The organism is Nonomuraea sp. LP-02, from assembly GCF_036289125.1.
Lineage (GTDB): Bacteria > Actinomycetota > Actinomycetes > Streptosporangiales > Streptosporangiaceae > Nonomuraea > Nonomuraea bangladeshensis.
Genome location: NZ_JAXCLK010000001.1, coordinates 5,831,363 through 5,852,922, shown reverse-complemented (window position 1 = coordinate 5,852,922; position 21,560 = coordinate 5,831,363). Strand labels below are relative to the sequence as shown.

Annotated in this window: 18 protein-coding genes; 13 read left to right on the top strand and 5 right to left on the bottom strand. The window is 72.4% G+C overall.

Translation table 11 applies throughout. The annotated features are described in order from the left end of the window. Together SMD20_RS27440 and SMD20_RS27435 are read left to right on the top strand one after the other, a co-directional pair. Complete coding sequence (locus SMD20_RS27440) at positions 1–1,206, top strand: amidohydrolase family protein (RefSeq protein ID WP_329586426.1); 1,206 nt, start codon at positions 1–3, stop codon at positions 1,204–1,206. After that, on the top strand, positions 1,203–2,402 hold the full coding sequence (locus SMD20_RS27435; RefSeq protein WP_329586423.1) for a M20 metallopeptidase family protein: 1,200 nt from the start codon (positions 1,203–1,205) through the stop codon (positions 2,400–2,402). The genes SMD20_RS27440 and SMD20_RS27435 overlap by 4 nt, the downstream gene beginning before the upstream one ends. Before the next feature lie 30 nt (positions 2,403–2,432). On the opposite strand, the gene hisC is transcribed toward SMD20_RS27435, so the two are convergent. Both hisC and SMD20_RS27425 read right to left on the bottom strand, forming a co-directional pair. After that, entirely contained in the window at positions 2,433–3,503 is a 1,071-nt protein-coding gene (gene hisC / locus SMD20_RS27430; protein WP_329586421.1) for a histidinol-phosphate transaminase, read from the bottom strand. 114 nt (positions 3,504–3,617) lie between these two features. After that, the gene (locus SMD20_RS27425) at positions 3,618–4,343 is read right to left on the bottom strand and encodes a FadR/GntR family transcriptional regulator (RefSeq protein WP_329586419.1); all 726 of its coding nucleotides are present in this window, start codon (positions 4,341–4,343) and stop codon (positions 3,618–3,620) included. A gap of 161 nt (positions 4,344–4,504) precedes the next feature. Between SMD20_RS27425 and SMD20_RS27420 the strand changes: the two genes are divergently transcribed. The 3 genes from SMD20_RS27420 to SMD20_RS27410 are packed head-to-tail and all read left to right on the top strand — an operon-like array spanning position 4,505 to position 8,334. After that, a complete protein-coding gene (locus SMD20_RS27420) occupies positions 4,505–6,142 on the top strand; it encodes a thiamine pyrophosphate-dependent enzyme (protein ID WP_329586416.1) in 1,638 nt (545 codons plus the stop codon). Beyond that, positions 6,139–7,569: an aldehyde dehydrogenase family protein gene (locus SMD20_RS27415; RefSeq protein ID WP_329586413.1), complete on the top strand. Its 1,431-nt coding sequence runs from the start codon at positions 6,139–6,141 to the stop codon at positions 7,567–7,569. Before SMD20_RS27420 ends, SMD20_RS27415 begins: the two co-directional genes overlap by 4 nt. Positions 7,570–7,617: 48 nt before the next feature. After that, on the top strand, positions 7,618–8,334 hold the full coding sequence (locus tag SMD20_RS27410; protein ID WP_329586411.1) for a FadR/GntR family transcriptional regulator: 717 nt from the start codon (positions 7,618–7,620) through the stop codon (positions 8,332–8,334). On the opposite strand, the gene SMD20_RS27405 is transcribed toward SMD20_RS27410, so the two are convergent. The 3 genes from SMD20_RS27405 to SMD20_RS27395 are packed head-to-tail and all read right to left on the bottom strand — an operon-like array spanning position 8,301 to position 11,026. After that, a complete protein-coding gene (locus tag SMD20_RS27405; protein WP_329586409.1) occupies positions 8,301–8,831 on the bottom strand; it encodes a hypothetical protein in 531 nt (176 codons plus the stop codon). The two genes, SMD20_RS27410 and SMD20_RS27405, sit on opposite strands and share 34 nt — an antisense overlap. Continuing rightward, entirely contained in the window at positions 8,824–10,050 is a 1,227-nt protein-coding gene (locus SMD20_RS27400; RefSeq protein WP_329586407.1) for an aromatic ring-hydroxylating dioxygenase subunit alpha, read from the bottom strand. Before SMD20_RS27400 ends, SMD20_RS27405 begins: the two co-directional genes overlap by 8 nt. Next, a complete protein-coding gene (locus SMD20_RS27395) occupies positions 10,043–11,026 on the bottom strand; it encodes a PDR/VanB family oxidoreductase (protein ID WP_329586405.1) in 984 nt (327 codons plus the stop codon). The genes SMD20_RS27400 and SMD20_RS27395 overlap by 8 nt, the downstream gene beginning before the upstream one ends. 127 nt (positions 11,027–11,153) lie before the next feature. Between SMD20_RS27395 and hpaH the strand changes: the two genes are divergently transcribed. The 8 genes from hpaH (at position 11,154) to SMD20_RS27355 (ending at position 21,313) form a co-directional block, all read left to right on the top strand. After that, positions 11,154–11,939: a 2-oxo-hept-4-ene-1,7-dioate hydratase gene (gene hpaH / locus SMD20_RS27390; protein WP_329586403.1), complete on the top strand. Its 786-nt coding sequence runs from the start codon at positions 11,154–11,156 to the stop codon at positions 11,937–11,939. Then, on the top strand, positions 11,924–12,706 hold the full coding sequence (locus tag SMD20_RS27385) for an HpcH/HpaI aldolase family protein (RefSeq protein WP_329586400.1): 783 nt from the start codon (positions 11,924–11,926) through the stop codon (positions 12,704–12,706). The genes hpaH and SMD20_RS27385 overlap by 16 nt, the downstream gene beginning before the upstream one ends. Beyond that, positions 12,703–14,139 (top strand): fumarylacetoacetate hydrolase family protein, encoded by a 1,437-nt coding sequence (locus SMD20_RS27380; protein ID WP_329586398.1) that lies wholly within the window; start codon positions 12,703–12,705, stop codon positions 14,137–14,139. Before SMD20_RS27385 ends, SMD20_RS27380 begins: the two co-directional genes overlap by 4 nt. Beyond that, on the top strand, positions 14,136–14,819 hold the full coding sequence (locus SMD20_RS27375; RefSeq protein ID WP_329586396.1) for a GntR family transcriptional regulator: 684 nt from the start codon (positions 14,136–14,138) through the stop codon (positions 14,817–14,819). Before SMD20_RS27380 ends, SMD20_RS27375 begins: the two co-directional genes overlap by 4 nt. Then, complete coding sequence (gene hpaE / locus SMD20_RS27370; RefSeq protein WP_329586393.1) at positions 14,816–16,336, top strand: 5-carboxymethyl-2-hydroxymuconate semialdehyde dehydrogenase; 1,521 nt, start codon at positions 14,816–14,818, stop codon at positions 16,334–16,336. The genes SMD20_RS27375 and hpaE overlap by 4 nt, the downstream gene beginning before the upstream one ends. Positions 16,337–16,350: 14 nt before the next feature. Continuing rightward, the gene (hpaD, locus tag SMD20_RS27365; RefSeq protein WP_329586391.1) at positions 16,351–17,424 is read left to right on the top strand and encodes a 3,4-dihydroxyphenylacetate 2,3-dioxygenase; all 1,074 of its coding nucleotides are present in this window, start codon (positions 16,351–16,353) and stop codon (positions 17,422–17,424) included. A gap of 95 nt (positions 17,425–17,519) precedes the next feature. Then, positions 17,520–17,936, top strand: a complete 417-nt coding sequence (locus SMD20_RS27360; RefSeq protein ID WP_329586389.1) for a hypothetical protein — start codon at positions 17,520–17,522, stop codon at positions 17,934–17,936. Further along, positions 17,933–21,313, top strand: coding sequence for a tetratricopeptide repeat protein (locus SMD20_RS27355; RefSeq protein ID WP_329586386.1), 3,381 nt, complete (start codon positions 17,933–17,935; stop codon positions 21,311–21,313). The genes SMD20_RS27360 and SMD20_RS27355 overlap by 4 nt, the downstream gene beginning before the upstream one ends. Positions 21,314–21,560 lie beyond the last annotated feature (247 nt).

Sequence of the window (21,560 nt, the reverse complement as noted above, 5' to 3'; positions counted from 1 at the left end):
ATGGCGGAGGTCGCATTCGTCGGCGGACGGGTGGTGACCGGCACCGGCCGCATCGTCGACCGCGGCACGGTCCTGGTGCGGAACGGGGTGATCGAGCGGGTCGACGACGACCCGTACGTGCCCGAGGGCGTCCCCGTCGTCGAGGCGGACGGGCGATGGGTGCTCCCCGGGTTCGTGGACACGCACACCCACATCGGCGCCCACGAGGACGGCGAAGGGCCGGCGGGGGCGGACGCCAGCGAGGTCAGCGCGCCCGACATGTCCGCGGTGCGGGCCATCGACGCGATCAACATCGACGACCGCGCCTTCCGTGACGCGCTCGCGGGCGGGGTCACCACCGTCGTCGTGAAGCCGGGATCGGGCAACCCGATCGGCGGGACGAGCGTGGCGATGAAGACCTGGGGCGGCCGGACCGTCGACGAGCAGGTCGTGAAGCACCCGGTCGGCATGAAGTCGGCGCTGGGCGAGAACCCCAAGAACTCCTACGGGGAACGCGGCCAGCTGCCGCGCACCCGGCTCGGCGTCGCGCTGGTCATCCGCCGCGCGCTCGTCGCGGCGGGCGAGTACGCCGCCCGCCGGGCCGCCGCCCAGGAGAAGGGCGAGTTCTTCGCCCGCGACCTCGGCCAGGAGGCGCTGGCGGCCGCGCTGGCGGGCGACCTCGTATGGGACCAGCACGTCCATCGGCACGACGACATCGCGACCGCGCTGCGGATCGCCGACGAGTTCGGGCTCCGCCTCGTGCTCAACCACGGCACCGAGGCCCACCGGCTCGCCGGCGTGCTGGCCGAACGCGACGTGCCGGTCATCTTCGGTCCCGTGCTCTGCACCCGGGGCAAGGTCGAGACCCGCGAGGCGTCCGTGGACAACCTGGTCGCGCTGACCCGGGCCGGCGTGCGCACCGCGATCTGCACCGACCATCCGGTGGTGCCGATCGACGCCCTCGTCATCCAGGCGGCCGTGGCCAGGAGAGCCGGGCTGACCTGGGACGAGGCGATCGCGGCGATCACCTCTTCCGCGGCCGGCATCGCCGGGCTCGGCGAGCGGGTCGGCGCCCTGGAGCCCGGCCGCGACGGCGACGTCGTGGTGTGGAGCGGCGACCCGCTCGAACTCGGCTCGTCCGTCGAACGCGTGCACATCTCCGGACGCGAGGTCTACCGCGCCGAGGACGGCGTGCGGGTGGTGGCGGATCGGTGGGCGGGACGATGAGCGCGCTGACTCCCGAGTCGCTGCGCGCGGACGCCGCCGCACTCGCCGACGACCTCGTCGCGCTCCGGCGCCGGCTGCACGCCGAACCCGAGGTGGGCTTCGACCTGCCGCGTACCCAGGCGGCGATCGTCGAGGCGCTCAAGCCGCTCGATCTGGACATCCGCCTGGGTGAGCGCCTCAGCTCCGTGACCGCCGTGCTGCGCGGCGACCGCCCCGGCCCCTCGGTGCTGCTGCGGGCGGACATGGACGCGCTCGCGATCCAGGAGGAGACCGGGCTGGCGTTCGCGTCCCGGAACGGCGCCATGCACGCCTGCGGCCACGACCTGCACGTGGCGGGTCTCGTCGGCGCGGCGCGGCTGCTCGCGGCACGCCGGTCCGAGCTGCGCGGGTCCGTCGTCCTCATGTTCCAGCCGGGGGAGGAGGCGGGCGGGGGCGCGCCCCTGATGATCGAGGAGGGCGTCCTCGACGCCGCCGGGCAGCGCGTCGAGGCCGCGTACGGCATCCACGTCTTCCCCGGGACGCCCGGCACGTTCTCCACGCGCCCGGCCGCCCTCATGGCCGGGGCGAACGTGCTGCGCGTACGGGTGACCGGCCGCGGCGGGCACGGTTCGCGCCCGCACGAGGCGGTGGACCCGGTGCCGGTGCTGGCGGAGATCGTGCTGGCGTTCCAGACGTACGTGACCCGGCGCGTGCCCGTGTTCGACCCGATCGTCATCTCGGTGGCGAAGCTCTCGGCCGGCGACGTGCTGAACGTGATCCCGGAACGGGCGGAGCTCGCCGGGACGGTACGCACCCTGTCGAAGGCGTCGGCGGAACGGCTGGCCGTGGAGCTGCCCGCGCTCGCGTCACGGATCGCGGAGGGCCACGGCTGCCGTGCCGAGACGGAGTTCGAGGTCGTGTACCCCGTCACGGTGAACGACGCGGAGTGCGCGGAAGGCGCGCTGAGCACGCTGGCCGCGACCTTCGGACCCGAGCGCGCGCAGCGGCTGGAGTCGCCCGTGATGGCCTCGGAGGACTTCTCGTTCGTGCTCGACGAGGTGCCGGGGGCCTTCGTGTTCGTGGGGGCGACGCCTGCCCACATCGACCCGGAGCGGGCAGAGATGAACCATTCGCCCCGTGCCGTGTTCGACGACGGCGTGCTCGCCGACCAGGCCGTGGCGCTCGCCGCGCTGGCGCTGCGCCACGTGGGGGGCTGAGCCTGCGCCCCGGGAGACCGGGGCGCCGGGTCAGGACCGCCGCAGCAGCTCCGCGGCCAGGGTGAGGAAGCGGTCGTTCTCCTCGGCCGTGCCGACGGTGACGCGCAGCCCGTCCGTGCCGTACGCCCGCAGGATCACCCCGCGCTCCTCGAACGTCGTGAACATGGCGGGACCGTCCGGCATCGGCATGAACACGAAGTTGGCCTGGCTGGGCACCGTGGGGACGCCCAGGCGGACCAGTTCGGCGGTCAGCCTGGCGCGCTCCTCGACGACGTGCGCGACGCGTTGCTTGAGCTCGACATCGGCCTCCGCGGTGAGCGAGGCGAGGGCGCCGGCCTGGGCCAGGGTGGAGACCGAGAAGCCGACGATCGACTTCCTGATCAGGTCGGCCGTCTCGGGCCGGGTCACGCAGTAGCCCACGCGCAGCCCGGCGAGCCCGTACGCCTTGGAGAAGGTGCGCAGCACGGCGACGTTGGGCCGCTCGGCGACGAGGTCGATGCCGCAGGGCGCGTCCGGGTCGGTGACGAAGTCCCAGTAGGCCTCGTCCAGCACCACCAGCACGTCGTCGGGCAGCGCGTCCAGCAGCCGGTCGAGCTCGGCGCGGGACACCACGGTGCCGGTCGGGTTGTTCGGGTTGCAGACCACGACCATCCGCGTCCGGTCGGTGGCCGCGGCCGCCATCGCGGTCAGGTCGTGGGTGTGGCGGTCGTCGAGCGGCACGGTGACCCCGGTGGCCCCCGCGACCGTGGTCACGATCGGGTAGCTCTCGAAGGCCCGCCACGCGTACAGGATCTCGTCGCCGGGACCGGCGATGACCGAGGCCAGCACCTGGAGCAGCGCGCCCGAGCCGTTGTCCACGACCACCTGCGAGGGCTCCACGCCGTGCCGTGCCGCCAGCGCCTCGGTCAGGTCCAGGCGGTGGAAGTCGGGGTAGCGGTTCAGCGTCGTGGCGGCCCGTGCGATCGCGTCCAGCACGGACGGCAGGGGCCCGAACGGCATCTCGTTGGAAGAGAGCTTGACCTTGGGACGGCCGGCCGCGGGAGCCCTGCCCGGCTTGTAGGCGACCAACGTGTCGATGGCGGCACGGTGCTTGACGGTCATCTCACTCCTCCTGTGCGCGATAATCAGGTAAATCTATATAATGGTTTGAGGGATCGCACAACATGGAAAGGGCCGGCGCCCTTCCGGCGCCGGCCCTCCTTCCAGGTGTCGGAGTCAGCGATCGTCGCGTTCCAGCCCACGGTGGCGCAGCGCCATCGCCTCGGCGGCGCGCTGGTCGCCCCGGATGACCGCGTCTGCCAGGTCGACGTGCACCTGCAGCCGGTCGGCCGAGCCGGTGCGGAAGTCCTCGGCGGTGATGGCGGAGGACAGGTCGCCGGTGATGTAGTCGACCAGCCGGATGTACATGGTGCGCAGCAGCACGTTGGGCGAGATCAGGGCGAGCCTGCGGTGCAGGTCCCAGATGCAGCGCTGGGCCTCGGCCGGGTCCGGCCAGGACCGCCGCAGCTGCTCGACCAGCTCGGTCAGCTCGCTGATGTCCTGTTCGGTGCGGTGGGCGGCCGCGTCGAGCGCCACCTCCTGGTCGAGCACGTCCAGGACGGCCAGGCAGTGCTTGGCCGACGCGCCGTCGGCGCCGAGCTGCAGCATGTCGTGACCGAGGCGCACCAGAGGCGACTGCTCGGCGACGAAGAGGCCGCCGCCGGGCCCCGGCCGCACGTCCAGGACGCCGCGCAGCCGCAGCACGCGGATCGCCTCGGCCAGCGTGGCGGGCGCGACCCCGAACTGCTGGCGGAGCTCGTCCTTGGTGCCCAGGCGGTGGCCCGGGGCGAGGTGGTTGCGGCGGATCGCGCTTTCGAGACGCTCCACCAGCGTCTCGGCGATCGACGATCGCGCATCGCTGCGATCGAAGGCCACCTGGGTGACCTTGTCTGCGTTGTGCATTCCGGCTTCCCTCTGGACGGCGACCTGTCAACTGTAGATCTTTCGCCGCGCCGGCGGAGTGCCCTCACGCGTCCCTGGATCCATGAGAACCATACAAATGGTTGACACTATCCTCCAACTGCCATAACCATATACATGGTTTATCTGATCTAAGGAGCTTCATGGACATGACGGGCGGCGAGGCTCTCGCCCGTTCGCTGGTGGCCAACGGCGTCAGCCAGATCTTCGGCATCCCCGGCGTGCAACTCGACCACGCGGCCGACGCGCTCTACCACGCGAGCGACGACATCGCCTTCACCTGTGTGCGCAACGAGCAGGCCGCCACCTACATGGCCGACGGCTACGCCCGCTCCACGGGCCGGCCCGGCGTCGCGATGGTGGTGCCGGGGCCGGGCATGCTCAACGGCCTGGCCGGACTGGCCACCGCGTACGCCTGCTCGTCCCCGATGCTCTACCTCAGCGGCCAGATCGACTCGGCGGCGATCGGCAGAGGGCTCGGCGCGCTGCACGAGATCCCCGACCAGAGCGGCATCCTGCGCACGCTCACCAAGTGGAACGGCTTCGCCGCGCGTCCCGAGGACATCCCGGGGCTGGTCCACCGCGCCTTCGCCGAGATGCGCTCGGGACGTCCCCGCCCGGTCGCCCTGGAGATCCCGCCGGACGTGCTCGCCGCGCGGGCCGACGTCCAGATTCCCGGCGCAGCCCAGCCCGCGCCCGTCGTACCGGACCACAAGCTGATCGACGGCGTCGCCGAGCTGCTCCGCGGCTCCCGGCGGCCGCTGATCTACGCGGGCGGCGGCGTGATCGCCGCCGGCGCCTCGGAGGAGCTGCGCGAGCTGGCCGAGATCCTGCAGGCGCCGGTCGTGGTGAGCGAGAACGGCCGCGGCGCCATCTCCGCCCGGCACCCGCTCGCGTTCGACGCGCTCGCGTTCCGCCGGCTGCGCGAGGACGCCGACGTGGTGCTCGCGGTCGGCACCCGGTTCGTGACCGCCTTCAGTTCCCAGGTGAACACGGCGGGGGCCCGGCTGGTCCTGATCAACGCCGAGGCCGCCGACCTCGGCGAGCCCCGCACCCCCGACCTCGCCGTGCACGGCGACGCCCGGCTGGCCCTCGCGGCGCTCGCCGAGGAGCTGCGCGGGGTGGAGCGCGAGTCCCGTACGGCCGAGTTCGAGGCGGCGCGGGAGTGGCTGGAGGAGCAGTACGCCGACATCGAGCCGCAGCGCGCCTACCTGCGGGCGATCCGCGCCGCGCTGCCGGACGACGGCGTGCTGGTCAGCGAGCTGACCCAGATCGGTTACGCGGCCAACGCCTGCTATCCGACCTACCGGCCGCGTACGTATCTGACCCCCGGATACCAGGGCACCCTGGGGTACGGCTTCGCCACTGCGCTCGGCGTCAAGGCGGCCGACCCCGACCGGCCCGTCGTCTCCATCACCGGCGACGGCGGCTTCTCCTGGACGCTCCAGGAGCTCTCCACCGCCAAGAAGTACGGCCTGGCCACGGTGACGGTGGTCTTCCACGACGGCTTCTTCGGCAACGTCCGGCGGATCCAGCGCAACCGGTTCGGCGCCCGCTACTTCGCCAGCGACCTGGTCAACCCCGACTACGCCAAGCTCGCCGACGCCTTCGGCATCGCCGCCGCCCGGGCGAACGGCCCCGAGGAGCTGGAGACGGTGCTGAAGGAGGCGCTGGCCGCCGGTGAGCCGGTGCTCGTGGAGGCGCCCGTCGGCGAGTTCCCCGGACCCTGGCACCTGATCCACGAGGGCGTGCCGCGTCCCGTACCGCAGGAGCAGTCATGATCGAGCGCAACGACCTGCTGATCGGCGGCGAGTGGACCGCCCCGCGCGGCGACGCCCGGCCGATCGAGGTGATCGACCCGGCCACCGATCAGGTGGTGGGACGGGTCCCGGTCGCCTCGGCCGAGGACGTCGACGCCGCGGTCCGGGCCGCCGCGGCGGCCTTCCCGGCCTGGTCCCGGGTGCCCATGACGGAGCGGATCGCCCTGGTCGAGCGGATCATGGCCGGGGTCGAGGAGCGGCGGGAGGAGCTGGCCGGGCTGCTCACGCTCCAGATGGGGACCCCGATCACGTTCGCCAGGCAGGCGCAGCTCGGCGTCGCGCTGGCCGACCTCGGCGAGATCGTCAAGGCCGGCCGCGCCTACGCGGCCGAGGAGGTCATCGGCGGCGCTCTGGTGCTGCGCGAGCCGGCCGGGGTGGTCGCCGCGATCACGCCGTGGAACTTCCCGCTGCACCAGATCGCGCTCAAGGTGGGCGCGGCCCTGGTGGCCGGCTGCACGGTGGTGCTGAAGCCGAGCGAGCTGACCCCGCTGGACGCGTACGTCTTCGCCGAGATCGTGCAGGCGGCGGGCGCGCCCGCGGGCGTGTTCAACCTGCTGCCGGGGGACGGGCCGGGCACCGGCGAGTCGCTGGTCACCCATCCTCTGGTGGACGTGGTGACCCTCACCGGGTCCGTACGCGCGGGGGCACGGGTGGCCGAGCTGGCCGCTCCCACGATCAAGAAGGTCACCCTGGAGCTCGGCGGCAAGTCGGCCGGCATCGTGCTCGACGACGCCGACCTCGGGTCCGTCGTTCCGCAGGCGGTCGGCGGGTGCTTCGCGAACGCGGGGCAGATCTGCGCCGCGCTGACCCGGCTGCTCGTCCCCGCGCACCTGCTCGGCGAGGTCGAGCGGCTGGCGATCGAGGCGGCGTCCGGGTGGGTGCCGGGACCGCCGTCCGACCCCGCCACCAGGATCGGCCCGCAGGCGTCGCGGCGGCAGCAGGGGATCGTCCAGGACTACATCCGCGCCGGCCTCGCGGAAGGCGCGCGCCTCGTCGCAGGCGGCGCGGCGGCGGAGGGGCCGGGCGCGTACGTCTCCCCGACGATCTTCTCGGACGTGCGCCCGGAGATGACGATCGCCCGTGAGGAGATCTTCGGCCCGGTCCTGTCGATCATGAGCTACGCCACGGAGGACGAGGCGGTCGCCATCGCCAACGACTCCGACTACGGCCTGTCGGGCGGCGTGTGGTCGAGCGACCCGGCGAGGGCCCTGGCGGTGGCCCGCCGCCTGCGTACGGGGATGGTGAGCATCAACGGCGCGGGCCTGAACGTGGCGGCGCCCTTCGGCGGCTACAAGCGCTCGGGCATCGGCCGGGAGGGCGGCCGCTACGGCATCGAGGAGTTCCTGGAGACCAAGACCGTGGTCGGCCTGCCCGAAGGAACCGGCTGAACCACCCGTGCTGCCCGGGTGCCGCCGGCCTGAGATACTGGAGGCACCATGTCTGTCGCACGAGCTGTTCCCCGCCGGCGCTCGGCCGTCGACGCCGTCGCCTCCGAGATCGAGGACGGCATCGTCGAAGGGCGGCTCCGCGTCGGCAGCAGGCTCGGCACCCGCACCGAGCTGGCCGGCAAATACGGCGTGGCGCCGGCGACCGTCGCCGAGGCGGTGCGCGTCCTTGAGGCCAAGGGCCTGATCACGACGCGCACCGGCCCCCAGGGCGGCGTCTTCGTCGCCCAGCCCACGGCGCAGGCCGTGATCGGCAACGGGTTCCTCAACCTCCAGGACGTGACGAGCACCGCGATCGACTGCGTACGCGTGATCGACGCCCTGGAGCCCGCCGTCGCGCAGGCGGCGGCGGAGCACCGTTCCGAGGCCGACGTCGAAGATCTCGGCCGGCTGCTCGAAGAGCTCCGGGCGACCTGGAGCGACCGGGTCGCCGGGCTGCGCGCCAACTGGCGGCTGCACCGCCGGATCGCGGAGATCGTCCCCAACCCGGTGCTGAAGACGGTCTATCTCAGCCTGCTGGCCTACGTCGAGTCGCACGACGACTTCTACGTCGCCGACGACGGCATCCCGCCCAACTCCCGGGTCCGGCTGGAGATCCATGAGGAGCTGGTCGGGGCCATCATCTCGGGCGACCGGGCCGCCACGGCGGATGCCGTCCGGCGTCACCAGACCGTCTACGACGACTTCCTGGTCGTCGAGGCTCCGTGAGCTGAGACCGCCTGATCGATGGCGGCCAGGTCGAGTCCTGCCAGGCCCCGTTCCGGGTCGACCCGGACGACGACGCCGCCGGGGTCGTCGGGCAGCGGGGCCAGGTCCACGACCGGGTCGTCGATCCACACCCAGGGCCGGTCGCCGGCGTACTGCCGGATGGCGGCCAGCTTGTCGAACTGCACCGGCAGGTAGGGCCACGGCGTGGCGGGCAGCCCGAGGACGCCGGCCAGCGCGACGTGCGCGTTCGGCCCCCACTCCGAGGCCCAGACGATGCTGTAGCGGCTCGCGAGGTGGGCGACGGCCTCGCGGGTGCCCTCGGGCACCCGCAGGTCGCGCGTCCACTTCCCGCGCGCGGAGAGACGCACCAGCCGGGCGGGGACGCGCGCCTCGCCTTCGAGGACGACGACGCCGTCCACGCCGAGCACGGCCAGCGGCGCGTCGGAGGCGACGGCCGCCGGCGTGTACTTCGCCAGCAGCGCGACGGAGCTAGGCATCGACGAGCCCTTCCGCCACCGCTTCCTCCTCGTCGAGGAAGAAGTTGCCGCCGGTGATGGTGACGACCTCGTCGGCGGGGTCGCGGATCACGCCGATCGGGTCCTGACCGGCGGCGACGGCGCGGACCTGCTTGGCCATCAGCCGGCGCAGCATGGCCACGCCCTGGTCGGTGGTGGTGAGGTGGTCCTCGGAGTGCAGCGAGATCGGCCCCTGGCTCTTCTGCGCCTCGTAGTCGCCGGGCATGCGCCGGTGCTCCTCCTCGGTGAGCTCGGCCCACCGCTTGCCGCCGAAGGTGGAGCGGAGCTTGCCCAGGAAGTCGGGGTCCTCGTGAACCGCGAGGGTGAAGATGCGGAACGTGGTGTCGTCCTCGGGCACCACCCACCCGATGAGGTTGGTCTGGCCGGGTGTGAGCCGGGGGCTGGGCACGACACGGAGGTTGGGGAACATGACCTCGGTCCGCCGGCGCAGCGCCCTCCTGCCGTCGAGCACCCTGATCTGGGTGGAGCTGACCCCGACCGGGGTGTACTCGAACGTGACCTCGGGGATCACGCCCATCTCCGGGGTGAACTGCTCGCCGCTGAACCGGGCGTGCAGGATCGGCACGTGGAAGGGGTCCATCACGTTCTCCCAGTGCTGCAGCCAGTTGAAGTCCAGCACCTCCGGCCCGCCGCCGCCCACGCCCGCGTCGTTGACGATGAGGTGCCGGCCCTCGGGGATGTCCTCGAAGACGTCGTAGCGCGGCAGGACGGGCTTCTTGTCCGCGGGCCCCAGGTAGGCCCACAGCAGTCCGTACCGCTCCTGCACGGGGTACCAGGGCTGACGGACCTTGTCGCGGTGGCGGCCGAGGTCGGGCTCGCACGGCTGCTCCAGGCAGTGGCCCTGCGGGTCGAAGAGCCAGCCGTGGTAGCAGCAGCGGATGCCGTCCTCCTCCACCCCGCCGTAGTACAGCGAGGCGCCGCGGTGGATGCAGCGCGGATGCAGCAGGGAGGGCACGCCGCGGCCGGTGCGGAAGAGGATGAGCTCCTCGCCCAGCACCTTGACCCGGCGCGGGGTGGTGGTGACCTGCTCCACCTTCGAGATCGGCTGCCAGTAGCGGCGCAGCACCTCTCCGAAGGGCGTGCCGGGACCGACCTGGGCGAGATCGTTCAGCGGCCCGCCGAGTCTCAGCCCATAGGCGGTTCCCGTGTCGGCGGTGGGGGTCGTCAGCGCATCAGACATCGAGTTCCAGCTCCTCTGTCAGGGCCCGCGAGACGCAGACCAGCATCGTTTCGTTCGCCTGCTTCTCGGCGTCGGTGAGGATCGAGTCGCGGTGCTCGACCGCGCCGCTGAGCACGGCCAGCTCGCAGGTGCCGCAGACGCCCTCGCGGCAGGAGGACGGGACCTCGACGCCGGCGGTCGTGAGTGCGTCGAGGATCGACTGCTCGGGCTCGACCGTGACGGCCTGCTGCGAGCGCGCGCACCGCACCACGAAGGCCCCCTGGCGGGTGGGCACGCTCAGCGCCTTGGCCTGGAAGCGCTCGACTCTGACCTCGCGCCCGAGGTCGCGGGCGTGCTGCTCCACCTCGGTCAGCATGCGTTCGGGGCCGCAGCAGTAGACCGCGGCCGACGGGTGCGCGGTCGCCACGGCGTCGCGCAGGTCGAGGCGCTGTCCCTCGTCCGAGACGCACAGCCGGACGGTCCCGGTGCCGCCGCCGAGCTCGTCGCGGAACGGAACGGCCCGGCGCGAACGGGCGGCGAGGTGCAGGACCCAGGGCTTTCCCTCGGCGGTGGCCCGCCGCATCATCGGGAGCAGCGGAGTGACGCCGATGCCGCCCGCCAGGAAGACGTAGCCGGGGGCGTCGACGAAGGGGAAGGTGCTGCGCGGCGCGCTCACCTTGAGCAGCTCGCCGATCCGCAGCCGCTCGTGCACGTGCTTCGACCCGCCACGGCCGTCCTGCTGGAGCGCGACGGTGATCCGGTAGGCCGAGCCGTTCTCGGGATCGCCACTGAGTGAGTACTGCCGGATCAGGCCCGGCGCCAGTTCGACGTCGAGGTGCGCGCCCGGCGTCCAGGTGGGCAGGGCCGCGCCGTCGTCCGCGCCCAGCACGACGGAGACGATTCCGGTCGCCTCCCAGTGCAGGGTCACGACGCGAAGCGTCAGGTACGGCGCCTCGGCCCGGGTGTCCAGCGGCCGGGCGAGTTGCGTCGCGGTCATCAAGCGGCTCCCCTCCTGCAAGTAGCGAGAGACGATAGCGCATATTAAACATGTTTAATAGGTTCCATAGGGGGGCGAAATCGTATATGGTCTCGTCGCGATCGACCGCGAACGGAGAGTGAAGCCGGTGCTTCAGAGAGAAGAGATCGAGCGGATCGTCGACGACCTGCTCGCCGCCGACCGAGAGCGGCGCGTCGTACCGCTCCTGACCGCCCGCCACCCCGGGATGGACATCGAGGACGCCTACGCCGTCCAGGCCCTGTGGGCCGAGCGCCGGGTCGAGGCGGGCCACCGGATCGTCGGCCACAAGATCGGGCTGACCTCGAAGGCCATGCAGGCCGCCACCGGGATCACCGAGCCCGACTACGGCGTGATCTTCGACGACATGGTCTTCGAGAACGGCGTCGTCCTCCCGTACGACGACTTCTCCAACGTACGGGTCGAGGTCGAGCTGGCCTTCGTGCTGGACAAGCCGCTCACCGGCCCGGCCTGCACCCTGTTCGACGTCCTCGACGCCACCAAGTACGTCGTCCCGGCCCTGGAGATCCTCAACTCGCACATCGAGCTGCAGGGCCGGACCGTCGTCGACACGATCAGCGACAACGCGGCCATGGGCGTCATGGTCGTCGGCGGACGCCCCGTCGCGGCCGACGCGGTGGACCTGCGCCGGGTGAGCGCCCTGCTCTACAGGAACGAGACCATCGAGGAGACCGGGGTCGCCGCGGGCGTGCTCAACCACCCGGCCGCGGGCGTGGCCTGGCTCGCCGACAAGCTCGCCCAGCACGGGACGTCGCTCGGAGCCGGGGAGATCATCTTGTCGGGTTCGTTCACCCGCCCGATGTGGGTGGAGCGCGGCGACACGGTCCACGCGGACTACGGCGACCTGGGAGCGATCACGTGTCGCTTCGCGTAGCGCCCACCTTCCGCGACGCCCTCGCCGCGGCCCGCCGGCCGTTGATCGGCATGTGGGTGTGCAGCGGCAGCCCGCTGGTCGCCGAGATCTGCGCCGGCAGCGGGCTCGACTGGCTGCTGATCGACGCCGAACACAGCCCCAACGGCCCCGAGTCCCTGCTCGCCCAGCTGCAGGCCGTCCACGGCTACCCGGTGACCCCGATGGTCCGTCCGCCGGTCGGCGACCCCGTCGTCATCAAGCAATACCTCGACCTGGGCGTGCAGAACCTGCTGATCCCGATGGTCGACACCGCTGAGCAGGCCGCGGAGATGGTGCGCGCGGTGGAGTACCCGCCGCACGGGGTCAGGGGAGTGGGCAGCGCCCTGGCGCGCGCGTCCCGCTGGAACCGGGTGCCCGACTATCTGCGCACGGCCCGTACGACCATCTCGCTCTTCGTCCAGATCGAGTCCGCGGAGGCGGTGGAGAACGTCGAGGCCATCGTCTCCACGCCCGGCGTGGACGGCGTCTTCGTGGGGCCGGCCGACCTGGCGGCCTCGATGGGCGTGCTCGGAGAGCAGGACCACCCCGAGGTGATCGCCGCGGTCGAGCACTGCCTCCGGGCGGCCGAGGCGGCCGGCGTCAAGGCCGGGCTCAACGCCTTCGCGCCGGCGCTCGCCCGGCGCTACCTGGCCGCCGGTGCCGACTTCGTCCTCGTCGGCGCCGACGTCCAACTGCTCGCCCGCGGGAGCGAGAGGCTCGCCGCCGAGTTCATCGAGGAGGTCACGTGAGCGCGCTCCCGAGGCCCGGCAAGATCATCGCGCTGCACCTCAACTACCCGTCCCGCATCGCGCAGCGCGGGCGCGTCCCGGAGTTTCCGTCGTTCTTCCTCAAGCCGGCCTCGTCGATGGCCGCGAGCGGCGACGTCATCGAACGTCCGGCCGGCACGGAGCTGCTGGCGTACGAGGGCGAGATCGCGCTGATCGTGGGCACCCGGACCCGCCGGGCCACGCCCGAGGAGGGGTGGGCGTCGATCTCGGGGATCACCGCCGCCAACGACTGGGGCGTCTACGACCTCCGCCACGTGGACAAGGGCTCGAACCTGCGCAACAAGGGCGGAGACGGGTTCACCCCGCTGGGTCCGGAGGTGATCCCGGCGGCGTCGGTGGACCCGGCGGCGCTGCGCGTGCGCACCTGGGTCAACGGGGTCCTCAAGCAGGACGACACGACCGCGGACCTGGCCTTCCCGTTCGGCACGCTCGTGGCAGACCTCTCCCAGCTGATCACCCTTGAGCCCGGCGACGTCATCCTGACCGGCACGCCGGCCGGCTCCTCCGTCGCGGCCCCTGGCGACGTGGTCGAGGTCGAGGTGGACGCGCCGACGGCACCCGGCGCCCCCAGCACCGGGCGCCTGGTCACCAGGGTGGTGGAGGGGACGACGCCGTTCGCCGCGTACGGCGCCCAGCCCCGGGTCGACGACCGGCAGCGGATCGAGGCGTGGGGCGACGCCGAGTCGGCGGGGGTCACGCCAAACGTCCTGAGCGAGGAGCTGCGCGAGAAGCTCGCGTCGGCCGCCGTGGCGACGATCAGCGCGCAACTCCGCAAGCTGGGCCATCCGCACTCCTCCATCGACGGCGTCCACCCGCTGGTCCCCGGCACGAAGATGATCGGGATCGCCCGGACCCTGCGCTTCGTCGCGCACCGGCCCGACCTGTTCGAGTCGCACGGCGGCGGCTACAACGCCCAGAAGCGGGCCTTCGACTCGCTCGCCGAGGGCGAGGTGCTGGTGATCGAGGCGCGCGGCGACGCGAGCGCCGGCACCGTCGGCGACGTCCTCGCGCTGCGCGCGAAGGTGCTGGGAGCGGCCGGGATCGTCACGGACGGGGCCGCGCGTGACTCGGCCGCCGTCGCCGCCATCGGCATCCCGGCCTTTGCCCAGGGCGTCCACCCTTCCGTGCTCGGCCGGCGGCACGTCCCGTGGGAGACCGACACCGCCATCACCTGCGGAGGCGCGGCCGTGCTGCCCGGTGACGTCGTCGTCGGCGACGACGACGGAGTGGTCGTCATCCCACGGCAGCTCGTCGCGCAGGTCGCCGACGCGGCCGCCGCCCAGGAGGCGGAGGACGCGTGGGTCGCGGAGCGGGTGGCGGAGGGCCATCCCGTCGACGGTCTCTTCCCGCTCAGCGGCGAGTGGCGCCGGCGATACCTGGAGGAGCGCCGGTGACCCGCAGCAAGTCCCAGATCGTCTACGCCTGGATCCGCGAACGCATCGAGAACGGCGAGTTCCAGCCCGGCCACCGCCTGGTCCTCGACGCCATCGCGCGGCGTACCGGAGTCAGCCCGGTCCCGGTGCGGGAGGCGATCCGCCTGCTCGAAGCGGAGGGCCTGGTGACCTTCGAGCGCAACATCGGGGCCCAGGTCGCCTTCATGCACGAGCAGGAGTACCTGCACACGATGCAGACGCTCGCCCTCGTGGAGGGAGCCGCGACCGCGCTGTCGGCGCCCCGGATCGGCGGCGACCACATCACCCGGGCGCGCGCGATCAACGACCGGCTGGGCGAGTCGCTGAAGAGCCTGGACCCGCGCCGGTTCACCGAGCTCAACCGCGACTTCCACGCGGTGCTCTTCGAGGAGTGCCCCAACCCGCACCTCGTCGATCTGGTCCACCGCGGCTGGAAGCGGCTCACGGTGCTGCGTGAGTCCGTCTTCGGGTTCGTACCCGGCCGGGCGCACGAGTCCGTGGACGAGCACGAGGCGCTGCTGCGGCTGATCGAGGCCGGCGAGACGCCGCTGACCGTCGAACTCGCGGCCCGAGACCACCGGCTCGGCACCCTGAACGCGGTGCTGGCCTACCAGGCCGACCGCCGATCCACCGACCTCACCCCGACCCAGGAGAAGCCATGAGACAAGCCCCCGAGGGGCTGCCGGACCGTATCCGGCACTTCATCGACGGGACGTTCGTCGACAGCGTCGACGGCGACACCTTCGAGGTGCTCAACCCCGCCACCGACCAGGTCTACATCGAGGCGGCGGCCGGCAAGAAGGCCGACATCGACCGCGCGGTGGCCGCCGCGCGGCGGGCCTTCGACGGGCCCTGGCCGACGCTGCCGCCCCGCCGGCGCGCGCGGATCCTGCACCGGGTGGCCGACCTGGTCGAGGCCGAGGACAAGCGGCTCGCCGAGCTGGAGACGTGGGACACGGGCCTGCCGATCACGCAGGCGCTCGGCCAGGCCCAGCGCGCCGCCGAGAACTTCCGGTTCTTCGCGGACCTGATCGTCGCCCAGCGCGACGACACCTACAAGGTGCCCGGCCGCCAGGTGAACTACGTGAACCGCAAGCCCAAAGGCGTCGCGGGCCTCATCACGCCGTGGAACACCCCCTTCATGCTGGAGTCGTGGAAACTCGCCCCGGCGCTGGCCACCGGCAACACCGTCGTGCTCAAGCCCGCCGAGTTCACCCCGCTGTCGGCCTCGCTCTGGGCGGAGATCTTCCGCGAGGCGGGCCTGCCCGACGGCGTCTTCAATCTGGTCAACGGGTTCGGTGAGGACGCCGGGGACGCGCTGGTGAAGCATCCCAACGTGCCGCTGATCTCGTTCACCGGGGAGAGCGGCACCGGGCAGATCATCTTCGGCAACGCGGCGCCGTACCTCAAGGGGCTCTCCATGGAGCTCGGCGGCAAGTCGCCGGCCGTGGTCTTCGCCGACGCGGACCTGGAAGCGGCACTGGACGCGACCGTGTTCGGGGTGTTCTCGCTCAACGGCGAACGGTGCACGGCCGGCAGCCGCGTCCTCGTGGAGCGTTCCATCTACGACGAGTTCGTGGCGCGTTATGCCGAGCGCGCCCGCAACATCGTCGTCGGCGACCCGCACGACCCCGCGACCGAGGTCGGCGCGCTCGTCCACCCCGAGCACTTCGGCAAGGTCATGAGCTACATCGAGCTCGGCAAGGAGGAGGCCCGTCTCGTCGCGGGCGGTGGCCGCCCCGAGGGGCTGCCCGAGGGCAACTACGTCGCCCCGACCGTCTTCGCCGACGTCCGGCCGGACGCCCGGATCTTCCAGGAGGAGATCTTCGGCCCGGTTGTCGCGCTGACGCCGTTCGACAGCGAGGAGGAGGCGCTCCGGCTCGCCAACGGGGTCAAGTACGGCCTCGCGGCGTACGTCTGGACGAACGATCTCAAGCGCGCCCACACGTTCGCGCAGAGCATCGACGCGGGCATGGTGTGGCTCAACTCGAACAACGTGCGCGACCTGCGCACCCCGTTCGGCGGCGTGAAGGCGTCCGGTCTCGGCCACGAGGGCGGCTACCGGTCCATCGACTTCTACACCGACCAGCAGGCGGTCCACATCACCCTGAACGACGCCCACTCCCCGCGGTTCGGCCGGGGCCCCGAGGCGGCCACATCGTTCAGCACGCAGAAATGAGAGAGGCAAGCACCGTGACCACCGACATCCCCACCCCCAAGGCTCCGGCGCCCGACATCGTGCGGTGCGCGTACCTGGAGCTGGTCGTCACCGACCTGCAGAAGTCGCGTGAGTTCTACGTCGACCTGCTCGGTCTCGTCGTCACCGAGGAGACCGAGAACGAGATCTACCTGCGGACGTTCGAGGAGTTCATCCACCACAACCTGGTCCTGCGTCAGGGGCCGGTGCCCGCCGTGGCCGCGCTGGCGTACCGGGTCCGCTCCCCTGAGGAGCTCGACCACGCGGTCGCGTTCTACACCGAGCTCGGCTGCCGCGTCGAACGCCGCAAGGAGGGCTTCGTCAGGGGCATCGGCGACGCGGTCCGCGTCCAGGACCCGCTCGGCTTCCCGATCGAGTACTTCTACGAGGTCGAGCACGTCGAGCGCCTCACCTGGCGCTACGACCTGCAGCCGTCGGGTGCGCTGGCCCGGCTCGACCACTTCAACCAGGTCGTGCCGGACGTCCCGCGCGCCGCGAAGCACATGGTGGACCTCGGCTTCCGGGTGACCGAGGACATCGAGGACGCCGAGGGCACCGTCTACGCCGCGTGGATGCGCCGCAAGCCGAGCGTCCACGACACCGCGATGACCGGCGGCGACGGCCCGCGCCTGCACCACGTCGCCTTCGCGGCCCACGAGAAGCACAACATCCTGGCGATCTGCGACAAGATGGGCGCCCTGCGGGTCTCCGACCGGATCGAGCGCGGGCCGGGCCGCCACGGAGTCTCGAACGCGTTCTACCTCTACATCCTCGACCCCGACGGTCACCGCGTGGAGATCTACACGCAGGACTACTGGACCGGCGACCCCGACAACCCGCTCGTGACGTGGGACGTCCACGACAACCAGCGCCGCGACTGGTGGGGCAACCCGGTCGTCCCGAGCTGGTACACCGACGCCTCCGCGGTGCTCGACCTGGACGGCGACCCGGTGCCGCTCGTCGAGCGCACGCACGCCAAGGAGATGGAGGTGACCGTCGGCGCGGACGGCTTCTCCTACACCCGCAAGGGTGACGTCGAGCAAGGCTTCAAGCTCGGCGAGCAACTGTGAACCGGTAGCTTTTTTCGTACTCGTGCTGCCTCTCGCCCGTTCGTGCGGTTCCCTTTACCCTGAGGGACTGTTCCTCCGGTGCGAGAGGGGTTCACATGGATCCGATCGTCCTGGCCGCCGGCACCGCGCTGGTGACGGCCATGGCCACCGACGCCTGGCAGTCGGCTCGTGACGGCGCGGTGGCGTTGTGGCGCCGGGCCCGGCCCGAGCAGGCCGAAGTGGTCGAGGCCGAGCTGACCGAGGTACGCGAGCAGGTGCTGCAGGCCCGCGGGGAGGGCGACGCCGACACCGAGCAGGCGCTGGCCGGGTCCTGGCAGGTCCGGCTGCAGCAACTGCTGCGCGCCGACCCGTCGCTGGCGGGCGAGGTGCGGCGGGTGCTGGACGAGGTGCTCACCCCGGCGCTGGAGCCGGCCGACCAGGAACGGATCGGCTCGCTGGTGATGAAGGCGACCGCGAGCGGGCACGGCCGCGTCTACCAGGCCGGCCGCGACCAGACCATCCACGAGCGGTGACCTCGCCCCCGGCCCGGCCGGACGAGCCCCCGCAGATCCGGCTGGAGGCCACCGCCTCCGGACACGCCCGCGTGATCCAGGCCGCTCGCGACCAGTTCATCAACGTGCATCTGCACGGACAACAGGAACCGGTACGGTGGCCGCACCAGGTCGGGGCCGTGCCGCAGCCCGCCGAGGGGTTCCACACCCGGGGCGCGGAGGTTCCCTTGATCTCCTTCGGCCCGGCGGACGGGGAGACACCCGACGCGGCGCTCGTACTGACCGGGCTGGGCGGGGTCGGCAAGACCCAGTGGGCCGCGCACCTGGCCCGTACCGCCCAGGCCGGCGGCGCGGTCGACCTGCTGGTGTGGATACCGGCGACCACCCGCCAGGCCGTCGTCGCGGCGTACGCCGAGGCCGCCGCCGATGTCTGCCCCGGCGAAGTGGCCGACGCCGACCAGGCGGCGGCCCGTTTCGTGGCCTGGCTGGGGCGCACCGAGCGCCGCTGGATGGTGGTGCTGGACGATGTGAGCGCCCCCGCGGACATGCGCGACCTGTGGCCCCCGGCGCGGGCCGGGAGCGCGACCCTGGTCACCACCCGCCGCCGGGACGCGGCGCTCGCCAGCCAGGGCCGCAGGCTGGTGGAGCTCGGGCCGTTCAGCGAACGGCAGGCCGCGTCCTATCTGGCCCATCGGCTCGGCGAGGACCCCCGGATGCTCGACGGGGCCGCCGAGCTCGCCGCCGCTCTCGGCCGGCTGCCGTTGGCGCTCGCGCAGGCGTGCGCGTACATGCTGGACCAGGACATGAGCTGCCGCGCCTACCGGGCCCGGCTCGCCGACCGGTCACGCCGCCTGGACGGCCTGCTGCCGGAGAGCGGAGCCCTGCCCGACCAGCAGCGGGTGACCGTCGCGGCGGCCTGGTCCCTCTCGGTCGAGCTGGCCGACCAGCTCAACCCCGTCGGCCTGGCGCGCCCCGCGCTGGAGCTGGCCAGCGTGCTCAGCCCGGACGGCATCCCGCCCGAGCTGTTCGCCAGCACCGCAGCGCGGGACCTCCTCGCCGGCCGCGGCTCCGCGAGCGAGGTGGACGCCGCCGACGCGCAGGGGGCGGTGCGCTCGCTCCACCGGCTCAGCCTGGTCAGCAGCGTGCCGGGCCGGCCTGTGCAGGTCCACGGGCTGGTGCAGCGAAGTGTGCGCGAGCAGCTTCCGCCGGAACAGCTCGCCCGGACCGTCCGGGCGGCGGCCGACGCCCTGCTCCAGGCATGGCCGGACACGGAGCCCGACTTCGCCACCGGCCAGCGGTTCCGCGCCAACGCCGAGGCGCTGCGGTCCCATGACGAGGACCTGCTGTGGTCGGACCGCGACGTGCACGAGGTCCTGCTCCGGACCGGCCAGAGCCTTGCCCGCGCGGGGCTCTACCAGGCGACGATGGACCACTACCGGCAGCTCGCGGCCACCTCCGCGCAGAAGTACGGCGCCGACCACCCCCGCACCCTCGCCTGCCGGACCAACTCCATCGGTTTCCTGAAGTTCACCGCACCCCCCGCGGAGGCCGTGGCGGCGTACTCGGAGCTGGCCGCGGACTGCGCGCGCCTGTACGGGCCGGACGACTCCGCCACCTTCGGCGTCCGCGGCAACCTCGCCGACGTCCGCGCCAGTGGGGGCGACATGGCCGGTGCGCTGGCCGACTACGAAGAACTGCTCGTCGACCACCGGCGCGTGTGGGGCCCGCACGACAGCCGCACCCTCTCGGTCCGCGCCCGGATCGCCTCCCTGCACGTCGACATGAGAGACGCGCCGCGCGCCACCGTCCTGTACAGGGAGCTGCTCGGCGACTGCCTGACGTACCTTGAGCCGCTCGACGACATGACCCTGAACATCCGCGGCAAGCTCGCGCGCCTCCAGGGAGAGGCGGGCGACCCTGTCGGCGCCCGCGAGCGATTCAGGGAGCTGCTGGACGAGCACCTGGCGGCGTTCGGCCGTGACGACTACCGCACCCTGCTGGTACGGCACGAACTGGCCGAGTGGCGCGCGGCCGCCGGAGATCCGGCCGGGGCCGCCGCGGAGCTGGAGGAGATGATCGACGACGCGGTGCGGGTCCTGGGCGCCCACCACATCGACGTCTCCCGGGCCCGCTACTCCCTGGGACTCCTGCGGGACGAGGCGGGAGACACCACCGCGGCACCGGCCGCCATCGGCGAGTCGGCCCGCCTGCTGGAGCAACTGTTCGGGCCTGACCATCCGCTCGTCATCGGCAACCGTGCCACGCTCCTGATGTGGCAGCACGCGCTGGTGGAGAGCGATCCGGTCGCCGCCGCCGAGGTGCTGAAGGAGAACGTGGCCGCACTGCGCGCGCTCTGGGGCCCCGACCACCCCCAAGTGCTGGAGTCCCGCCGTTTCCTCCTCAGGATCGGAGGCGTGATCGGTGACCCGCGCCGGACGGCCGAGGAGTTCGCCGTGCTGCTCGCCGACTGCCGGCGGGCCCTGGGTCCTGAACACCTCATCACCCTGACGATCCGCGCGGACCTGGCCGACTGGCGTGGCGAGGCGGGAGACTACGCCGGGGCGGTCGCCGACCTCCGCGACCTGCAGGGAGACCTGGTCCGGGTGCTGGGCCCGCACCATCCGGAGACCCTGGACGCCCGTAAGCTGCTCGCCGAGAAACTGGACGCGGCGGGCGACACGGCCGGGGCCCTCGCGGTGTACGAGGACCTGATCTCCCTGCACGGCCACGTGCTGAGCCCCGACCACCCGGACACCCTCCGGCTGCGCAGCGCCCTTGCCGACTGCCGCGCCCGCGACGCGGAGGCGGACACGATGCTCCCCGTCTATCAGGAGCTGCTCGCGGACTGTGAACGGGTGCTGGGACCCGACCATCCGCTCACGCTCGGCCTGCGTGGCAGCCTGCTCGACTGCCGGGCGGAGGCGGGCGACCCGGCCGGGGCGGCCGAGGAGTGCCGCGAGCTGCTGCGTGACTACCAGCGGATCATGCCACCCGACCACATCGAGACCCTTCCCGTCCGCGCCACCTACGCCCAGTTGCTCGCGAGCAGCGAAGACTTCGCCGGGTCGGTCACCGCGTACGAGGACCTGCTGCCGGCGGCCCTGCGGATCTGGGGCCCCGACCATCTCGGCTCGCTGATGGTCCGCGGCTGCCTGGCCGAAGTGCGGGCCCGGCGCGACCGCGCCCCGGCCGACGGCCTCGCCGCCTTCGCCGCGCTGTACGACGACTGCCTGCGCGTCCTGGGCCCCGCCCACTACCTCACCGAGGCCACCCGAGCCTTCCTGGACGCCCTGCGCGGGAGTGGCTCGGCACTCCCGTCCACCACGTACAACAAGCTGCTGGACCAGTACGCGAAAGCCGAGCGCTCCGGCCGCGTCACACCACCCGCCGCCGGATGATCCCGGTACGGCGGAGGTAGTACAGGTCGAGGGGCAGGACCAAGGCATACAGATGCCTCCTGGCCCACGGTGGCAAGCCGATGAGAGCCTGCTGAAGTCGCCGGCGGGGAGCCTCACCGCTGCACTCATGGCACTCGCACCTGACGAAGACCTGGTCAGTGGTCCCAACCAGAGCCGCTTCCTGCCAAGCCACCAGGGCCGCCGCCACCGCGCCGGGCCACATCCGGGTGTGTTCGAGGGCGATCAC